This window comes from Bacteroides sp. AM10-21B, from assembly GCF_003472565.1.
Lineage (GTDB): Bacteria > Bacteroidota > Bacteroidia > Bacteroidales > Bacteroidaceae > Bacteroides > Bacteroides propionicigenes.
The window spans coordinates 121,499-140,165 of the sequence record NZ_QRME01000007.1 but is presented as its reverse complement, the minus strand read 5'-3'; the positions used below and the strand labels follow the sequence as shown (position 1 = coordinate 140,165).

The window sequence follows — 18,667 nt, the reverse complement described above, 5'->3', positions numbered from 1 at the left end:
TGTGTTCTGTTTGCCAAAACAATAAAAATATAAATCTAAAAATATAAACTTAGTATGCAAAAAGGAAATATTGGGGTAACTACAGAGAATATCTTCCCCGTTATCAAGAAGTTTTTGTACAGTGATCATGAAATCTTCCTTCGCGAGTTAGTTTCTAATGCCGTTGACGCTACTCAGAAGCTTAAAACGCTCGCTTCTATTGGCGAATTCAAGGGTGAAGTCGGTGATTTGACAGTGCACGTATCTTTAGGTAAAGATACGATTACCGTATCAGATCATGGTATCGGTCTGACAGCAGAAGAAATAGATAAATATATTAATCAGATTGCATTCTCAGGAGCCAATGACTTCTTGGAGAAATATAAGAATGATGCTAATGCTATTATCGGTCACTTCGGACTTGGCTTTTACTCAGCTTTCATGGTTGCCAAGAAGGTTGAAATCATCACTAAATCCTATCAGGATGGTGCTAAAGCCGTAAAATGGACTTGCGACGGTAGCCCGGAATTTACAATTGAAGATACGGACAAGGCAGAACGCGGTACGGATATCGTTCTTTATATAGACGATGATTGCAAGGAATTCCTTGAAGAGGCACGCCTCTCTTCTCTTCTGAAGAAATATTGCAGCTTCCTTCCTATTCCTGTTGCATTCGGTAAGAAAAAAGAGTGGAAAGACGGCAAGCAGGTTGAAACGACCGAAGATAATATCATTAATGACGCCAATCCGCTGTGGACACTGAAACCCAGTGAATTGAAAGACGAGGATTATAAGAAGTTCTATCGCGACCTTTATCCGATGTCCGATGAGCCTTTGTTCTGGATACATCTGAACGTAGATTATCCGTTCCATCTCACTGGTATCTTGTACTTCCCGAAGGTGAAAAGTAATATAGAGTTGAACAAGAATAAAATCCAGCTTTATTGCAATCAAGTATATGTAACAGATTCTGTAGAGGGTATTGTTCCGGACTTTTTGACATTGCTGCATGGTGTACTTGATTCTCCGGATATTCCGTTGAATGTATCCCGTTCTTATCTGCAGAGTGACTCTAACGTGAAGAAAATTTCTACATATATTACGAAGAAAGTGTCCGATCGTCTGCAATCCATATTCAAGAACGACCGCAAACAGTTTGAAGAGAAGTGGAATGACTTGAAGATTTTCATAAACTATGGAATGCTCACACAAGAGGATTTCTATGATAGAGCAAAGGATTTCGCTCTTCTCTCCGATACAGACGACAAGCATTATACTTTTGAAGAGTATAAGACCTTGATAAAGGATAATCAGACAGATAAGGACGGTAATCTGATTTATCTGTATGCCAACAATAAAGATGAGCAATACAGTTATATTGAGGCTGCCAAGAACAAGGGTTATAATGTATTGTTGATGGACGGACAACTCGACGTTGCCATGGTAAGCATGCTGGAGCAAAAGTTTGAGAAAGTACGTTTTACCCGTGTAGACAGTGATGTCGTTGACAACTTGATAGTTAAGGAAGATAAGAAGGGTGATGTTTTGGAAGCCGGTAAGCAAGAAGCTCTCTCTGTTATCTTCAAGAGCCAGCTGCCACAGATAGAAAAGACAGAGTTCAATGTGATGGCTCAAGCTTTGGGTGAAAATGCTTCACCGGTCATGATTACGCAAAGCGAGTATATGCGCCGTATGAAAGAAATGGCTAATATCCAGGCTGGAATGAGCTTCTATGGTGAAATGCCGGATATGTTCAATCTGGTATTGAATGCTGACCATAAGTTGGTAAAAGAGATTTTGGCTGATGAAGACAAGGAATGTGCGGTTGCTGTTGCTCCGATTCAAAAAGAAATGGATGATGTAAACAACCGTCGCAATGATTTGAAGAAGAAGCAGGAAGGCAAGAAAGATGAAGATATTCCTACGGCTGAAAAGGATGAAGTGAACGACTTGGATAAGAAGTGGGAAGAACTGAAGGCTCAGAAAGAAGGTCTGTTTGCCAACTATGCTGCCCAAAATAAAGTTGTCCGCCAACTTATTGACTTGGCATTGCTTCAAAACGGCATGCTGAAGGGTGAAGCTCTGAACAACTTTGTTAAGAGAAGTATCGACTTGATTAAATAAGCCCCTTTAGATTTTATTATATAGAGGTGTGTCAAAATGTAAAAGTCCTATCATTCTGTCATTCAGAGGAGCTTGCGACGAAGAATCTCCTCTCTTATGTATGCAGAGAAGAGATTCTTCACTGCGTTCAGAATGACAGAATGATAGGACTTTTACATTTTGACACCTTTTTTGTTTTTTTTTCGTAATGGATATGTTTTTTTCCGTTGGATACGAGGTTTTTGGAAACTATTGTTTATATTTGAGCATTGAATAAATTAGTATATTTCACTCGAAACTGTATTCATGAAAAGATTTCTTTTGTTTTTATCAGTCTGTTTATTGCTTCTGCCGCTTGCGCAAGCCCAGAAAGTAGGACTTGTTTTGAGTGGCGGCGGTGCAAAGGGCATGACGCATATCGGCATTATCCGTGCTTTGGAGGAAAATAATATCCCTATCGATTATATCACCGGTACTTCCATGGGGGCTATCATCGGTTCGCTATATGCTATGGGATATTCTCCTGATGACATGGAGGCTTTGTTGCGTTCCGAAGACTTCAAACGCTGGTATTCGGGGCAAGTAGAACCTAAATATGGATACTATTTTAAGCAGAACCGACCGACTCCGGAGTTTTTTAATATCCGTTTCTCTTTTAAGGATTCGTTACACATCAAGCCTCAGATACTTCCTACAAGTATGGTAAATCCCATTCAGATGAATTTGGTCTTTGTGGAATTGTTCGCTCGCGCTACGGCAGCGTGCAACGGTGATTTCAATCGGTTGTTTGTGCCTTTCCGTTGCATCGCTTCCGATGTATATAATAAAAGGCCGTTGATTATGCGTAAAGGAGATTTGGGAGATGCGGTACGTGCTTCCATGAGTTTCCCGTTTGTCTTCAAACCGATAGAGATTGATAGTGTTTTGGCTTATGACGGTGGTATTTACAATAATTTCCCAACGGACATTATGCGTGAGGACTTCCGGCCGGAAGTTATTATAGGCAGTGTGGTGGCAGCTAACCCCAGTAAGCCGAAAGAGAATGATTTGATGAGCCAGCTTGAGAATATGATTATGCAGAAGACGGATTATACCCTTCCGGATTCTTTAGGCATTATTATGACATTCAAGTACGATGATGTAAGTCTTCTGGATTTTGACCGCCTGCAAGAACTGCATGATATTGGTTACAATCGGACTATAAGTTTGATGGACTCCATAAAAGGCCGTATCCATCGGAGGGTAAATGCTGAGAATGTGCGTTTAAGGCGTCTGGTATATCGAAGTAATTTACCCCAATTCCGTTTTAGAGACATCTATATAGAGGGAGCGAACCCACAGCAACAAGCATATATCAAGAAAGAATTTCATGATGAAGACCATGAAGTGTTTACATACGAAGATTTGAAACGTGGCTATTTTCGTTTGCTATCCGACAATATGATTTCGGAGATTATCCCTCATGCGGTTTATGATACTAAAAGTGACCTGTATTCACTGCATCTGAAGGTTAAGATGGAAGATAATTTCTCTGTACGGATGGGTGGAAGTGTTTCGACCACCAGTTCCAACCAGATTTATTTAGGATTGGGCTATCAGAACTTGAATTACTATTCCAAGGAAATCACTCTCGACGGTCAGATTGGCAAGGTGTATAATAATGCGCAGTTTATGGCTAAAATAGACCTTCCTACCCGTGTTCCGACTTCTTATCGCCTTATTGCTTCTTTAAGCACGTTCGATTATTATAAGAAAGACAAGCTTTTTTCTAAAAACGATAAACCCTCTTTCAATTCTAAAGACGAGCGTTTTGTAAAGTTGATGGTAGCCTTACCTTTTTTGGCCAACAAACGAGCGGAGATAAGTATCGGATACGGAAAGTTGCAAGATAATTACTTTCAATCCAGCGTAATCAATTTTGATAAGGACCGTTCGGATAAGAGCACTTATAACCTTTTGGGCGGAGCTATCGGATTTTATGGGAGTACGTTGAATGCGCGACAGTATGCTACTAAAGGGTATTTTGAAAAGTTGGTGGCACAAGTCTTTAGCGGGAAAGAAAGATTCATACCGGGAAATCCGACAGAGACGAGCGTTACAACTAAAGAGCGGCAGTCTTGGTTGCAGATTTCTTATATGAAATATGCCTATCATACCATGAGCCCTAAGTTTACTTTGGGGTGGATGGCGGAAATGCTGTATTCATCGAAGAATTTTTCAGAGAATTATACGGCAACAATGTTGCAGGCGGCGGATTTTTCTCCTACTCCTCATAGTAAGCTGATGTATAATGAGGCGTTCCGGGCTAATCAGTTTTTGGCTGCCGGGGTCAAGCCGATATTTGTTTTCAATGATATGTTTCAGTTCCGTTCTGAATTTTATGGTTTCATGCCGATATTTCCTATCAAAAAGAATGCTTTGAACAAGGCTTATTATGGAAAAGCATTCTCACGCTTTGAATATGTGGGAGAAATTTCTGTGATATGTCAATTGCCTTTCGGAGCAATCTCTGCATATGTAAATCATTATAGTTCACCGAAAAAGGAATGGAATGTAGGGTTGACACTCGGTTGGCAACTGTTTAATTACCGATTCATCGAGTAACTTTCTTCAAAAAAAGTTTGCGTATCGCTTGCTAATTCGGAAAAAGTGCGTATCTTTGCACCCGTTAAACAAAAAGGCCGCGTAGCTCAACTGAATAGAGTAGCTGACTACGGATCAGCCGGTTACAGGTTTGAATCCTGTCGCGGTCACACTTTTGTTAATAATAAAAAGGTCGCGTAGCTCAACTGAATAGAGTAGCTGACTACGGATCAGCCGGTTACAGGTTTGAATCCTGTCGCGATCACAAGAAACCTCTGCAATATGTTTGTAGAGGTTTTTTGTTTGTGTTTATAGAAATCGTATATCGGATCAACGTAAAAACCTGAGGGATTTTCTTTTTTATGCATACAACATAGTCAGTCTATATAAAAAGAAAGCCTTATCTTTTAACCTGCATGAAAAGATTTTTTTCATCGTATGAAAAATAGATATGATGTATATCAAACCGGATTTTGATATACATCATATCAGTCTACAAAAAATATAGAGAGTATAGGCTATTCTTGCAATAAAAAAGCCCCGTATAATCTACGAGGCTTACAGCTTATATAAGTTGCATTTAGCATTTAATATTCAATTCGTCCAATATTTTGCGCATAGCTTCAAAAGTAGTGATTCTGGTGGGCACTAAAGGTAAACGAAGTTTATTTTCAATCATTCCCATTGCATTTAGCATGGCTTTTACTCCGGCAGGGTTGCCGTCTACAAAGAGCAATTTAAACAATTCTGCAAATTTGTGATGTATAGTCAACGCATTTTGATAGTCTCCTTGCAATGCCAGACGTACCATGCGGCTAAATTCGCGCGGAAAGGCATTTCCAATGACCGAGATGATGCCAACTGCCCCTAAGGTAATTAAGGGGAAGGTAATGCCGTCATCGCCCGAAATAACGTCAAAATTAGCTGGTTTGTTTTTTATGATGTCGTCCATCTGGCTGATATCGCCTGATGCTTCTTTAATTGCGATTACGTTCTTAAAGTCGCGTGCAATACGCAGGGTTGTTTCGGCTTTCATATTTACACCGGTACGTCCCGGTACATTATAGAGCACAATCGGAAGGTCGGTAGCCTCGGAAATCGCTTTATAGTGCTGGTATATTCCTTCTTGAGAAGGCTTATTGTAGTATGGAACAACAGATAGAATAGCATCTACCCCTGTAAAATCATCATTTTTCAGAGTTTCTACTATAGCGCGAGTATTATTTCCGCCTACTCCAAGCAGAATAGGTATTTTTCCATTCACACGCTCGATAACCATCTTCTTGATTTTCTTTTTTTCCTCTTCATTCAGAGTTGGAGTTTCTGCCGTAGTGCCAAGCACGCATAAAAAATCAGTGTTGTTTTGAAGCTGATAGTCTACTAAACGCATCAATGCATCGTAATCAACGCTTTCATCCTCTTTAAATGGAGTAATCAGCGCTACCCCCATTCCTTTCAATCTAGTTTGTATCATGAGTATTATAAAGTAATCTCTAATTAAACGACTCGCAAAAGTACGATTTTTTTCGATTTGCCATACAAATATAAGCCATAAAAAAGTTTTTTGTAGAAATTTGTTAGGATATAAGCGTTAAAAACTCATCTTCGCTCATAATCCTTATGCCCAGCTTGTGAGCTTTCTCCAATTTGGCCGGACCCATATTTTCCCCTGCCAGTATAAAACTGGTCTTGGCAGAGATACTGCCGACATTCTTTCCGCCATTTTTTTCTATCAACTCTTTGTATTCGTCTCTTGAATGATGTGTGAACACACCGCTTATAACAATAGCCTGTCCCGCCAGTTTATCCGTATATCCGCTTAAATCCTCTTCTCTGCGATAGAGTTGTAATCCGGTGGATTTCAAACGTTCTACCAACTCTCGGTTCAATGGGTTTGCGAAGTATGCCAGAATGCTTTGCGCTATTTTTTCCCCGATTTCATCGATATTTATCAGTTTTTCGAGGTTTGCATTTTCCAGTTCGTCTATATCGTTAAAGGATTTGGCTATTTTCTTGGCTACCGTTTCTCCTACAAAGCGGATACCCAAGGCAAAGAGCACTCTTTCAAATGGAACTTCTTTGCTCGCTTCGATTCCTTTGATGATATTCTCCGCTGATTTCTCACCCATACGATCCAAGTTTTTAATATCATCTGCCGTGAGCTGATATAAATCTGCCGTATTCTTAATTAAGCCCAAACGATAGAACATATCTACAGTTTCCGGGCCTAATCCGTCGATATTCATAGCCTTACGGCTGATAAAATGCTCTATCTTACCTTTAATCTGAGGTGGGCAGGACGTTTCGTTAGGACAGTAGTGGGCAGCTTCTCCTTCGTAGCGTATCAACTTGCTGCCACATTCGGGACAATGAGTGATAAACCTCACTTTTTCGCCGATAAGCATACAGCGTGCATCTTTGTCTACTCCCGTGATTTTAGGAATGATTTCCCCGCCTTTCTCTACGTAAACCATGTCTCCGATATGTAAATCCAGCCCTTCGATAATGTCGGCATTGTGCAGAGAAGCCCTTTTTACAATAGTACCGGACAGTTGTACCGGGTCTAAATTAGCGACGGGGGTTACAGCTCCGGTGCGCCCTACTTGATAAGTGACTTTATTTAGGCGAGTCAAAGCCCGTTCTGCCTGAAACTTATATGCTATTGCCCACCGGGGAGATTTTGCAGTAAAACCGAGATTTTTCTGTTGGCGCATACTGTTGACTTTTAGAACAATACCGTCTGTCGCTACCGGCAAGTTCTTGCGTTCGGTATCCCAATATCTGATATATTCAAATACTTCCTCAAGGCTGTGCGCCTTTTTCGTGTGTTCCGAGATTTTAAATCCCCAGCCGGCTGCTGCCTGCAGATTTTCATAATGACCGTCACAAGGTAGCTCTTCTCCCAGCAGATAGTACAAATAGGCATCAAGCTTCCGAGAGGCTACAATGGCGGAATTTTGCAGCTTTAAAGTTCCGGAAGCTGCATTGCGTGGATTAGCGAAAAGCGGTTCCTCACGCGCTTCCTTTTCCCTGTTCAACTTTTCAAACACTTCCCAAGGCATTAATATTTCTCCTCTGATTTCAAATAACGGAGGGTAATTGCCGTGGAGTATTAATGGTATGGTACGGATTGTTTTTACATTATCCGTTACGTCATCTCCTTTTTCACCGTCACCGCGAGTTACGGCACGTACCAGTTTGCCATTTTCGTAAGTCAGTGAAATGGATGTACCATCGTATTTTAGCTCACAACATATCTCAAAATCTTCATTCAAGGCTTTCTTCACTCGGTCGTAAAAGTCTGTCACTTCATTTTCTGAATAGGTATTTCCCAATGAAAGCATAGGGTATTTGTGAGCTATCTGAGTGAAATTCTTATTCAAGTCACTTCCCACACGCATGGTAGGTGAATTTTCGTCTTGGTATTCCGGATGTTCTTTTTCAAGTTCCTGTAATTCACGCATCCTGTCATCGAACTCTTTATCAGATATTTCGGGAGCATTCAATACGTAATAATTATAGTTATGCCGATGTAAGTCGGCGCGCAGTTGGTCTATCTTTTCTTTTATTGTCATAATGATTCTGGAGTTTGAACGCAAAAATACGGGTTTCTCCCGAATATTTTTTGCTTTTACTCTTAACTTACACTATTTTTGCGGAAAAATTAAATATATGCGTATTGACATCATTACTGTTTTGCCGGAAATGATTGAAGGATTCTTCAATTGCTCCATAATGAAACGTGCTCAGAACAAGGGGCTTGCAGAAATCCATATTCATAATCTTCGTGATTATACCGAAGATAAATATCGCCGGGTAGATGATTATCCTTTTGGCGGGTTTGCCGGAATGGTTATGAAGATAGAACCCATAGAACGTTGTATCAATGCCTTGAAGGCGGAGCGGGAGTATGACGAGGTGATTTTTACAACTCCGGACGGCGAACAGTTCAATCAGCCTATGGCTAATACGCTATCTCTCGCAAAGAATCTCATTATCCTTTGCGGACATTTCAAGGGGATTGATTATCGTATTCGCGAACATCTCATAACGAAAGAAATCAGTATCGGAGACTATGTGCTGACTGGTGGCGAATTGGCGGCTGCCGTTATGGCCGATGCGATTGTACGTATTATACCGGGAGTTATCTCTGATGAACAATCAGCCCTTTCCGATTCTTTCCAAGATAATCTTTTGGCCGCTCCTGTCTATACGCGTCCGGCTGATTATAAAGGTTGGAAAGTTCCGGATATTTTACTATCAGGCCATGAAGCTAAAATAAAGGAATGGGAGTTGCAACAATCTCTTGAGAGAACCCGGAAGTTACGTCCTGATTTGTTAGGCGAGTAATCTGTAAGATGTAAATAAAAAGAAAAAGGACATTCAATTTGAATGTCCTTTTTTATGAAAATAGCTTGCGAATGGCTATGCTTTGTAATTTGTCATACCTCAAGTGCGCCAATTATTTCTTTAACAGACTTATATCCATGTCTATTTAGGTAGTCATCAATACCTTCTGCAACCTTCACAGTAATTGCCGGATCGATAAAGTTTGCTGTACCAATCTGGATAGCTGAGGCACCTGCGAGCATAAATTCTACGGCATCTTTCCAATTCATGATGCCCCCTAAACCTATGACAGGTATTTTTACTGCCTTAGCAACTTGCCATACCATACGGAGTGCAATAGGTTTCACTGCCGCTCCGGACATACCGCCTGTCACCGTAGAAAGGATGGGACGTCTGCGTTCTGCGTCTACAGCCATTCCCAATAGGGTATTGATGAGCGATACGCTGTCCGCACCGCCATTTTCGGCTGCACGTGCTATCTCTGTGATGTCTGTGACATTGGGTGACAGTTTTACGATAAGTGTCTTTTTGTAAACTGAGCGTACGGCTTTTACCACTTCTTCAGCTCCTTTGGCTGTAACACCAAATGCCATTCCACCTTGCTTCACATTAGGGCAGGATATGTTTAGTTCTATGGCAGGAATATTTACAAGTTCATTAATGATTGCAGCTGTTTCCATGTAATCTTCAATAGCAGAACCTGAAACATTTACAATCATATTGGTTTTTATATCTTTAATACGCGGATAGATATGTTCAACAAAGTAATGTACACCCTTATTTTGCAGTCCCACAGCGTTTAACATACCGGAAGGAGTCTCTGCCATACGCGGATATGGGTTTCCTTCACGTTTGTGAAGAGTAGTGCCCTTTACAATAATACCACCTATTCGCGATATATCGATGAAATCGGCGAACTCTTCACCATATCCAAAGGTTCCGGATGCTGTCATTACCGGATTTTTCATTTGCAATTCGCCAATGTTTACACTTAAATCTGCCATAATAGTTTGTTTATATTAAAAACCGGACCTTCTTTACATACACATAAATGACCTTCTGTAGTGTTTTCCACACAACATAAACAAGCGCCTATGCCACATGCCATCATGTTTTCTAAAGATACTTCACAATTAATGCCTTTACTTTTGGCATATTTAGCTACAGATATCATCATTGGTTTAGGACCGCAGGTATATATTTGCTCGAAGTTCACCTTATTTAATATGGAATGTTGGGTAACATATCCTTTTTCGCCATGACTACCGTCTTCCGTGGTAGTATATACTTCTCCGTAGGCAGCAAATTCTTCTAATTGCAGCAAATCCTTGTCGCTTTTGGCACCTAATAAGAAGATGGGTTTGCTTCCGTTTTTAGCCAATTGCTCGCCTAAATACAACATCGGTGCCGTACCTACACCACCACCCACTAACAAAAGCTTCTCTGAGGGCTTTTCAGGCATTGTGAAGCCATTTCCTAATGGAAGCACTACATTGATTACATCTCCTTGTTTTGCTTCACCTAAGCGCCTGGTTCCATCTCCTACAAGTTGAATTAGGAACCATACCTCATTCCTTTGTTTATCTACATAATTAATAGAGATAGGGCGTCGCAAGAAAGTACTGGGTGAACTGTCTACGCGAATCTCTGCAAATTGTCCCGGAAGCATTTCCGGGAGCAGGGACGAGGAAGTCAATTTCAGCAGCACATAGTTGGTATGCAGCCGGACGTTCTCAGTCACTGTCAGATCTAAAATATATTTTTTCATATTATCTATAAAGAAGAATTATCTTTTGGCTGCAAAGATACGGGAATTTGTGTAAATAGCCGTAGTTGCCCTTTAATTTTCCGGTTTGAATGTCTCATACGTATTATCATCAAAGAATATTCTTATTTCAGTTATTTTTCTGGGTGGTCTTTCTTTATAGATAATCTCCTGTTTTACAATCTCTTTAGGTGCTTTTTGTACCGTTTCTAATGCGATTTCCTTGCGATTTTCCGGTATATCCGTCTTGTTGGACAGGTTTTCCGGATTGTCAGCGAATAAAGGGTAGTCAAATCCGCCATCGTCAGCAGTTGGAGAGTTATTGCTCATATTTCCTTTTCCTGTCAGAAGCCATTCAAGGTTGATGTCATTATATCGCTTGTGCAGTTTTAGAATGACTTCCGTACTTGGATTATTACGGGAACTTAAAATATGGGAGATAGTAGCTTGAGCTACATCTATGCTTTCAGCAAATGCTCCTGCAGTCAATTGTTCCCGGTCCATTATCATCTTGAATCTGTCCTTTATACTCATGTCGTAGATATTATTACAATTGTATCTCTTTTTAATTTAATCACAAAAGTAAAAAATAGAATTTACAAAAGCAAATTAAAAATGTGATATTAATAAAATTACAAAAGTATTCTATTGCTTTACATATGTGTTGTTTTGTTTTGTAAATGCTTGGAATATACAAAAAACAACTACGATATAAACTTTAATATATTTGTATATTATATTGATATATAATAATATATATCAATATAAAACTTGTTATAAGGCATTAATTACAGATGTTTTAGTCATATCTCTAGTGTTTATAATCTATTAGTACAATAAAATATTGTATACATCAGGTTTACAGTGTAGTAAATATATATATTAGTGTAGTTAATAGTTTATTCGATGAAAATGTAATGGTGTGTATTGTGTTTGTAAATAATTTATTTTACAAATATATTAATACTGATGTATTTATGTTTGTAATATATTACAGTTGTGGTATGTATCTGTGTATCTGTCCTTTTTTTACATAGGTGATATATCATGGTTGTGTTATACAACTATTTCTCCCATTAAGTTTAATAAACTCAATGGGAGAAATTCTTTTTAAATGAAAATGGGTGACAAAATAGAGATGAACTAATCTTTTACTAATTTGTAATGTCGCAAAATGAAATCTTTGCTTTCTTTCTGTATAAAAGTCCGAATGATTAGAAAAAAACGATTCTCAGAGGATTATATTCTATGTATTTTATTGTATTACAACTTATTATCTCTCTCTTTATACTATCGAGAAATCATGATAATAGAAAAAAGGGGGAAATCCCCCCTAAATGTGACAAAATGATATAGAAATGAGTTATTTTTATATTTCCTTCTTTTATATAAAGAGAAGCATAAATGTGGAAATCAATGCAAGATTTTAAAGACCAACTCTCGCAATAGATTGCCATCGTTTAATGAAGAGTTTCCTACTCCTTTAGATTTGGCATCTGTATATCGTATTTCTCCAATGATTTGCATGGTCTTTACCCCATTATATTTCCGCATGGCACTGAGATATTCACGAGACTGCCATGGACTTTTTAAACCTAAGAATGCGGCAATACCCTGCTCTGACTTTTCAGGAGCATAATAAGCCAGCATTAAGTTGGAAAAGAAGCCAAAAAGTAAAGATAAAGTCATTTGAATTGGATTGGTTTTTGGATTTTCTTCAAAATATTTTATTATTCTATTAGCCTTTAAAACATCCTTTTCTACAATGGCGCTACGAAGTTCAAAGTTATTATAATCCTTGCTGATTCCGATATTATGCTCTATTAGTTCAGGGGTGACTCGTGTCTGACCTTTTGGAAGTGTAATAATAAGCTTTTCTAGTTCACCGGTAAGGCGGCTGAGATCGGTTCCTACAAAGTCGGCAAGCATGGAAGTTGCTTTGGGTTCAAGGTCTACTCCCTTACGCTTCATATAAGATGTGATGAATGCCGGCAGTTGGGCATCTTTTACTTTTTTGGATTCAAACAGTATACCGGACTTCTCTATTTCAGCAGCAAGCTTTTTCCTTCTGTCCAATACGCCATGTTTGTGGCATATTACCAATATGGTGGATAGCAAGGGCTTTTGAAGATAGTAGGAAAGTTCCTCCATATTGCGTATATTCTGTGCTTCCTTCACTACTACTACTTGGTGTTCGGACATCATTGGATAGCGCTTGGCGGCATTGATGATTGTAGCCACATCTACATCTGCGCCATATACAACGGTTAAGTTGAATTCCTTTTCGGTTTCGTTCAGTACGTTATTTGTTATATAATCTGAAATGAGATCGATGTAATACGGTTCTTCCCCCATTAAATAGTAGATAGGGCGATATTGTCCGGTTTTTAGCTCCTTTATGATGTCGTCACATGTAATTTCTTGCTTTGCCATGTTTCTTGGTTTTACCAGTCGAATTTTAGATGTTTTACCGTTTTCTTTTCATCAATAATCATACGTAGAGATGCGATACCTATTTCAACATGCTCTGTTACATACTTTTGAGTTACTATGCTATCGCTTTTATCGGTCTTGACGCCTTCCGGAATCATGGGCTGGTCGGATACTAACAGTAAGGCACCGGTTGGAATATGATTGGCAAAGCCGCAACTGAACAAGGTTGCCGTCTCCATATCGACTGCCATGGCACGGGTTTTCTTGAGATACTCTTTAAAATCTTCATCATGCTCCCAAATGCGGCGGTTGGTGGTGTATACAGTACCGGTCCAGTAATCGCGGGCATAGTCACGGATGGCAGAAGAAACGGCACGCTGTAACATAAATGCCGGCAGCGACGGCACTTCCGGCGGAAAATAGTCGTTTGAGGTACCTTCACCGCGGATAGCGGCGATTGGAAGGATAAGATCCCCTATTCTATTTTTCTTGTCTATGCCTCCGCACTTGCCTAGAAACAGACATGCTTTGGGTTTGATGGCACTTAATAAATCCATGATAATGGCGGCATTAGGGCTTCCCATTCCGAAGTTGATAATAGTCATGCCTTCCGCACTGGCAGAAATCATATTGGCGTCTTTGCCAAGAATAGGAACATTGAATTTTTCAGCGAAAATTTCTACATACTTGTTGAAGTTAGTCAACAGGATATACTCTCCAAAATCTTCCAGGTTACGTTTTGTGTAACGGGGTAGCCAATTAGCTACGATTTCTTCTTTTGTTTTCATAAGATTTTATTAAATTTGTTCCCTAAAGTCATTAGGAAGCGATTATTTAACTCACAAAAATACAATAAAAAAGTAAAAACAAGAAATTAAAGTAGAATGTTCTCATTGAATCTGCCGGCGTTTGATGCCAAGATTATTGCCAGGGATGGAAAAAAAAGTATTTTTGATGTTATCCGTCGCCGATATGTTGCTTTGACTCCGGAGGAGTGGGTACGACAGCATTTTGTGCACTTTCTTATGGCACATAAGGGTTATCCGCAGGCACTTATGGCAAACGAGGTACAGGTACAGTTAAATGGTACTAAAAAACGTTGTGATACAGTGCTTTACAGAAGAGACCTTACAGCGCGTATGATTATAGAATATAAAGCTCCTGAAGTAGAAATCACTCAAAAGGTTTTCGATCAGATTACCCGCTATAATATGGTGCTGAAAGTGGACTATCTGATAGTGAGCAATGGTATCAGGCATTATTGCTGTCGTATGGACTATGAGCGGAATAATTATACTTTCTTACAAAACATTCCTGACTACACAAGCCTTTGATATACTCATCTTTCTCCCTCTAAGGACGGCTTCCAGATAGGTATTTCATCGTATACCATTCGAGAGATACGGGCGATAATGGCGGCATTCTCATCGTCTGTCTCACTTGAGTTCATTACAAAAACAGCGATATAATATTTCTTTCCATCAGGCATGATTACGACTCCGGCATCATTATCTGCAATTTTCACACCCTCCGAATTACGATCGGAAGAGCCTGTCTTATGCCCTACAATTGCGTTGGAAGGTAATAATCCCTTTAGTTTATTGCTCCCGGTACTGGTTGCTATCATGGTATTCCATAAAAAATCCTTGTATACGGGGGCAAATAGTTCCTTTTCGTCAGCTATTCTTAGCAGTTGTACCATTTCATAGGGAGTACTCCAATTCAGATATGCCTTTGAGGGATTCCGGTGCATGGAATCTTCCGTTTCGGACAAGTTGAAATCATTAATATCTAACTTCTTAATGTACTGATGGATATGCCCTATTCCACCGGCATATTTTATGAGAATATCACAAGCATTATTATCGCTTAGAGAGATGCTGTATTGTAAAAGTTCTCCTAATGAGATATTGAGGTCTTGATTGGGGTATTTTTGCCGTAACGGGCTGTAAGTATTTGGCTGTAACTGAGATGCTTTAACATGGATGATGTGGTCTAATGGAGTTTCCTGTCTATTCATCTTGTCTAATACAGCCAGGGCTACGTGGAACTTGAATACGCTTAGCAACGGATAGTTCATTTTGTTATTGTACAGTAGGATTTCGTTCCGGTCTGTCAGTACAGCCACGCCCACCGTGGCTTTTTTCCCTTTGAGGAAATTGTCAATTTTGCTTTCTAATGTTTGCTGTTGCGCTTGTAAAGCGATGCTTATACTGAAATACAACACATATATAAAAGTATATCTAAGCCCCATATTATTAATTTCATACATTTGCTTAATCTGCAAATATATGGAATTAATTCAAAATAGGGAAACTGTATTTTTTTATTTACCTTTATTCTTTCCGAACTTTTCTTGCAGTTTTTGCATTAGTTCATAGAAATTGGGGATATAAACCGTTGCAAGTAATGTATTTAGTGCCATACCGAACACTACTGCCGCTCCAAGAGCAACACGACTTTCCGCTCCTGCTCCTGTAGCGAACAGAAGTGGCATAACTCCCAGTACAAATGCCAATGAGGTCATCAGAATAGGACGAAGCCGGATGTGTCCCGCCTGGAATGCAGCATCACGGATACTGTTGCCTTGTGCACGAAAATCACGTGCGAATTCCACAATCAGGATACCGTTTTTGGCGGATAGCGCCACTAACAGAATTATACCGATCTGAGTGTAGATGCTGACCGGAGTTCCCATTACATAACAACCCAGCATTGCGCCGAGCAATGCTACCGGAAGCCCCATTACAGCAGATACCGGGCTGGTCCAGCTTTCGTATTGTGCGGCGAGTACGAGGAAAGCCACTAATAGCGCCATGATAAAAACGGCAGTTGTAGTTGTTCCCGCCTGCGTTTCTTGATAGGCAACAGAAGTCCATTCGTAGCCGAATTCATTGCCGAGTTGATTCTTTATTAGACTCTCCGCTTGCTTGATAGCTTCTCCGGAACTGCTTCCCGGAGCTGCATTGCAGGTAATGGATGCGGTAGAGTACATATTATATCGGTTGATTTGATCCATACCCAGTTGTTCGTCTATCTGTGTGAAAGAAGAGAAAGGGACCATTTCTCCCGAAGCATTAGGTACACTTAATTTGAGTACATCGTCAATAACACGTTGGGCGCGGTCGCCGGCCCCCAGCTTCACTTGATAAATGCGTCCGAACTGTACGTAGTCGTTAACATAGGCTTCCCCCATATAATATCCTAAGGCGGTGAAAACGCTGTTCAACTGTATGCCCATCAATTGCACTTTGTCGCGGTCTATATTCAGGAAATACTGAGGTACATTTGCTTGATATTGGCTGCTGACAGATGCCAGGGCCGGATACTCACGATAGTGTTCCATTAAAGTTTCTACGGCACGTTGCATTTCGGTGGCACCAAGGTTGTTATGGTCTTCCAATTGCAGTTGCAACCCGCCGGTGGCCCCCAGTCCGGGAATGGCAGGTGGAACCATTGCAAAGACCTCAGCTTCCTGAATGCTGTAGGCTTCCATATTGAAACGGTTGACGATGGCTGATGCCGTATGTTTCTTCCCTTTGCGTTCATCCCAATTTTTCAGAACAACGAAGTAGGTGGCGGCATTGCTCTGTTCTCCCCCGCCCATAACGGAAAAGCCGGATATACCGATATAATCCTTTACTTCGGGATAAGTGTCGAGCAAAACATTGATTTGTTTTCCCACTTCTTGCGTGCGTTCCAAGCTTGATGCCGGTGGAAGTTGCACAACAGCGAGGAAATATCCGTCATCTTCTTCCGGTATAAAAGTAGAGGGCCACTTAACGAACAACAACACAGCGATTATTGTAAATACAGCATAGGAAGCTACTGCAACAAGAGGTCGTTGCAACAAATGGCCCACAATTTTGTCATACACTCTTTGCGTCTTGTCGTACAAAAGGTTAAATCCTTTATACAGAGGGAACTTCGAGGGTTTGGTGGGTTGAAGCATTAATGCGCAGAGTGCAGGTGTCAGTGTCAGTGAGTTGATACCGCTTAGTACGGTACTGGCTGCAATGGTCAAGGCAAACTGTTTGTACAATTGTCCCGATATTCCGCTGACAAGCGTGGTAGGGATAAATACGGCAAGCAATACCAAAACCACCCCCACGATAGGACCTGTAATCTCTCCCATTGCTTCCGTTACGGCTTGCCGTGCCGTATATCGCCCGGTATCCAACAGACGCGTGGAGTTTTCTACAACCACAATAGCATCATCCACCACGATGGCAACCGCCAATATCAGTCCGAATAGTGTTAATGTATTGATAGAGAAACCGAATAACGACATGATTGCCAGCGTACCAATCAGTGAAACAGGTATCGTGATACAAGGAATGATAACGGCCCGCCAGTTTTGCAGAAAGAGGAAGATTACAAGTACTACCAATAGCGTTGTTTCAAAGAAAGTTACCATTACTTCATCAATGGACGCATGGATAACGTCTGTTGTGTCGAGCGTTACATTATACTGTATACCTGCCGGGAAATTCTGTGATAATTCCTGCATTTTTGCTTTGACGCCTTTTGATACGTCCAATGAATTGCTGCCCGGTTGTTGATAGATGGCGATGGCAGCCGTAGGATTCCCGTCCAGCTGAGAGACAACACTATAAGATGCCGAGCCCAGGTCTATATGGGCTACATCACGCAGACGGAGAATCCTCCCGCCGCTTTCCGTACGAAGGATAATGTTACCGAATTCTTCGGGTGAGGTTAGCCGCCCCTTTACAGTCAGGCTGTATTGATAGGCATTTTTGTTGTCATTTCCGGTAGATTGTCCTACATTTCCGGCACTAACCTCTACATTTTGTGTCTGAATAGCCTGATAAACATCTGTAGGCGAGAGATTGCGAATACGCATAGCGGCAGGGTCAAGCCAGATACGCATGGAGTAGTCCCCTGCCCCCATTACATTGACTGCACCCACACCGGATACACGGGTCAATTGGTCCACAAGATTCAGTTTTGCATAGTTGCTGAGGTAAAGACCATCGTAATTTTTGTTGTCAGACTTCATTGTCAGGAACATAACGATATTACTAGATTTTTTCTGTACCGTAACTCCCTGTACCACTACAGGGGTGGGCAGTGATGACTGAGCCACACTAACTCTGTTTTGCACTTGTACGGTAGCCATGTCGATATCTGTACCTACTGCAAAAGTGATGGTAAGCGAATATGCTCCTGATGAGGATGAATTGGAGGACATATAAAGCATCCCGTCTACTCCGTTGACTTGCTGCTCAATAGGAATGCCGACGGTTTGAGCCACCGTCTGGGCATTGGCTCCGGGATAGACAGCGCTTACCTGTACGGTAGGCGGTGTAATGTCCGGATATTGCGCAATGGGTAGAATGCCCAGTGTGACCAATCCTGCTACGACGATGAGTAATGCCAGTACAGTTGAGAATATGGGACGGTCTATGAAGAATTTTGAAAACATAATTTCTT

At 40.7% G+C, this 18,667-nt stretch carries 13 protein-coding genes and 2 tRNA genes; 6 read left to right on the top strand and 9 right to left on the bottom strand.

The window, feature by feature from the left end:
* Nucleotides 1-54 precede the first annotated feature (54 nt).
* The 4 genes from htpG to DW121_RS10895 all read left to right on the top strand — a co-directional run bounded on the left by htpG (nucleotide 55) and on the right by DW121_RS10895 (nucleotide 4,930).
* On the top strand, nucleotides 55-2,103 hold the full coding sequence (gene htpG / locus DW121_RS10910; protein WP_118323757.1) for a molecular chaperone HtpG: 2,049 nt from the start codon (nucleotides 55-57) through the stop codon (nucleotides 2,101-2,103).
* Between the two features lie 285 nt (nucleotides 2,104-2,388).
* Nucleotides 2,389-4,686 (top strand): patatin-like phospholipase family protein, encoded by a 2,298-nt coding sequence (locus DW121_RS10905; protein WP_117713082.1) that lies wholly within the window; start codon nucleotides 2,389-2,391, stop codon nucleotides 4,684-4,686.
* A 75-nt stretch (nucleotides 4,687-4,761) separates the two neighbouring features.
* Nucleotides 4,762-4,835, top strand: a tRNA-Arg gene (locus DW121_RS10900).
* 21 nt (nucleotides 4,836-4,856) lie between these two features.
* A tRNA-Arg gene (locus tag DW121_RS10895) sits at nucleotides 4,857-4,930 on the top strand.
* 315 nt (nucleotides 4,931-5,245) lie between these two features.
* On the opposite strand, the gene dapA is transcribed toward DW121_RS10895, so the two are convergent.
* Nucleotides 5,246-6,139: a 4-hydroxy-tetrahydrodipicolinate synthase gene (dapA, locus tag DW121_RS10890; protein WP_117713081.1), complete on the bottom strand. Its 894-nt coding sequence runs from the start codon at nucleotides 6,137-6,139 to the stop codon at nucleotides 5,246-5,248.
* Nucleotides 6,140-6,242: 103 nt separating this feature from the next.
* Complete coding sequence (gene ligA, locus DW121_RS10885) at nucleotides 6,243-8,240, bottom strand: NAD-dependent DNA ligase LigA (RefSeq protein ID WP_118323756.1); 1,998 nt, start codon at nucleotides 8,238-8,240, stop codon at nucleotides 6,243-6,245.
* A gap of 97 nt (nucleotides 8,241-8,337) precedes the next feature.
* Between ligA and trmD the strand changes: the two genes are divergently transcribed.
* On the top strand, nucleotides 8,338-9,015 hold the full coding sequence (gene trmD, locus DW121_RS10880; protein ID WP_022219095.1) for a tRNA (guanosine(37)-N1)-methyltransferase TrmD: 678 nt from the start codon (nucleotides 8,338-8,340) through the stop codon (nucleotides 9,013-9,015).
* Nucleotides 9,016-9,107: 92 nt separating this feature from the next.
* Here trmD and DW121_RS10875 read toward each other — a convergent pair whose 3' ends face one another.
* From DW121_RS10875 to DW121_RS10855, 5 genes are all read right to left on the bottom strand, one after another.
* Nucleotides 9,108-10,019 (bottom strand): dihydroorotate dehydrogenase, encoded by a 912-nt coding sequence (locus DW121_RS10875; protein WP_005654228.1) that lies wholly within the window; start codon nucleotides 10,017-10,019, stop codon nucleotides 9,108-9,110.
* Nucleotides 10,007-10,783, bottom strand: a complete 777-nt coding sequence (locus tag DW121_RS10870) for a dihydroorotate dehydrogenase electron transfer subunit (protein ID WP_118323755.1) — start codon at nucleotides 10,781-10,783, stop codon at nucleotides 10,007-10,009. The genes DW121_RS10875 and DW121_RS10870 overlap by 13 nt, the downstream gene beginning before the upstream one ends.
* 72 nt (nucleotides 10,784-10,855) lie before the next feature.
* Complete coding sequence (locus DW121_RS10865; protein WP_117713078.1) at nucleotides 10,856-11,314, bottom strand: helix-turn-helix domain-containing protein; 459 nt, start codon at nucleotides 11,312-11,314, stop codon at nucleotides 10,856-10,858.
* An 879-nt stretch (nucleotides 11,315-12,193) separates the two neighbouring features.
* Nucleotides 12,194-13,213, bottom strand: a complete 1,020-nt coding sequence (gene holA, locus DW121_RS10860; protein WP_117713077.1) for a DNA polymerase III subunit delta — start codon at nucleotides 13,211-13,213, stop codon at nucleotides 12,194-12,196.
* 11 nt (nucleotides 13,214-13,224) lie between these two features.
* Complete coding sequence (locus tag DW121_RS10855) at nucleotides 13,225-14,001, bottom strand: AMP nucleosidase (protein WP_117713076.1); 777 nt, start codon at nucleotides 13,999-14,001, stop codon at nucleotides 13,225-13,227.
* Nucleotides 14,002-14,097: 96 nt separating this feature from the next.
* Between DW121_RS10855 and DW121_RS10850 the strand changes: the two genes are divergently transcribed.
* The gene (locus DW121_RS10850) at nucleotides 14,098-14,547 is read left to right on the top strand and encodes a type I restriction enzyme HsdR N-terminal domain-containing protein (RefSeq protein ID WP_118323754.1); all 450 of its coding nucleotides are present in this window, start codon (nucleotides 14,098-14,100) and stop codon (nucleotides 14,545-14,547) included.
* 5 nt (nucleotides 14,548-14,552) lie between these two features.
* On the opposite strand, the gene bla is transcribed toward DW121_RS10850, so the two are convergent.
* Both bla and DW121_RS10840 read right to left on the bottom strand, forming a co-directional pair.
* A complete protein-coding gene (gene bla / locus DW121_RS10845) occupies nucleotides 14,553-15,467 on the bottom strand; it encodes a class A beta-lactamase, subclass A2 (protein ID WP_118323841.1) in 915 nt (304 codons plus the stop codon).
* A 72-nt stretch (nucleotides 15,468-15,539) separates the two neighbouring features.
* Nucleotides 15,540-18,659 carry an efflux RND transporter permease subunit gene (locus tag DW121_RS10840; RefSeq protein ID WP_118323753.1) on the bottom strand — a complete coding sequence of 1,040 codons (3,120 nt, stop codon included), beginning with the start codon at nucleotides 18,657-18,659 and terminating at the stop codon, nucleotides 15,540-15,542.
* Between the last annotated feature and the right edge of the window lie 8 nt (nucleotides 18,660-18,667).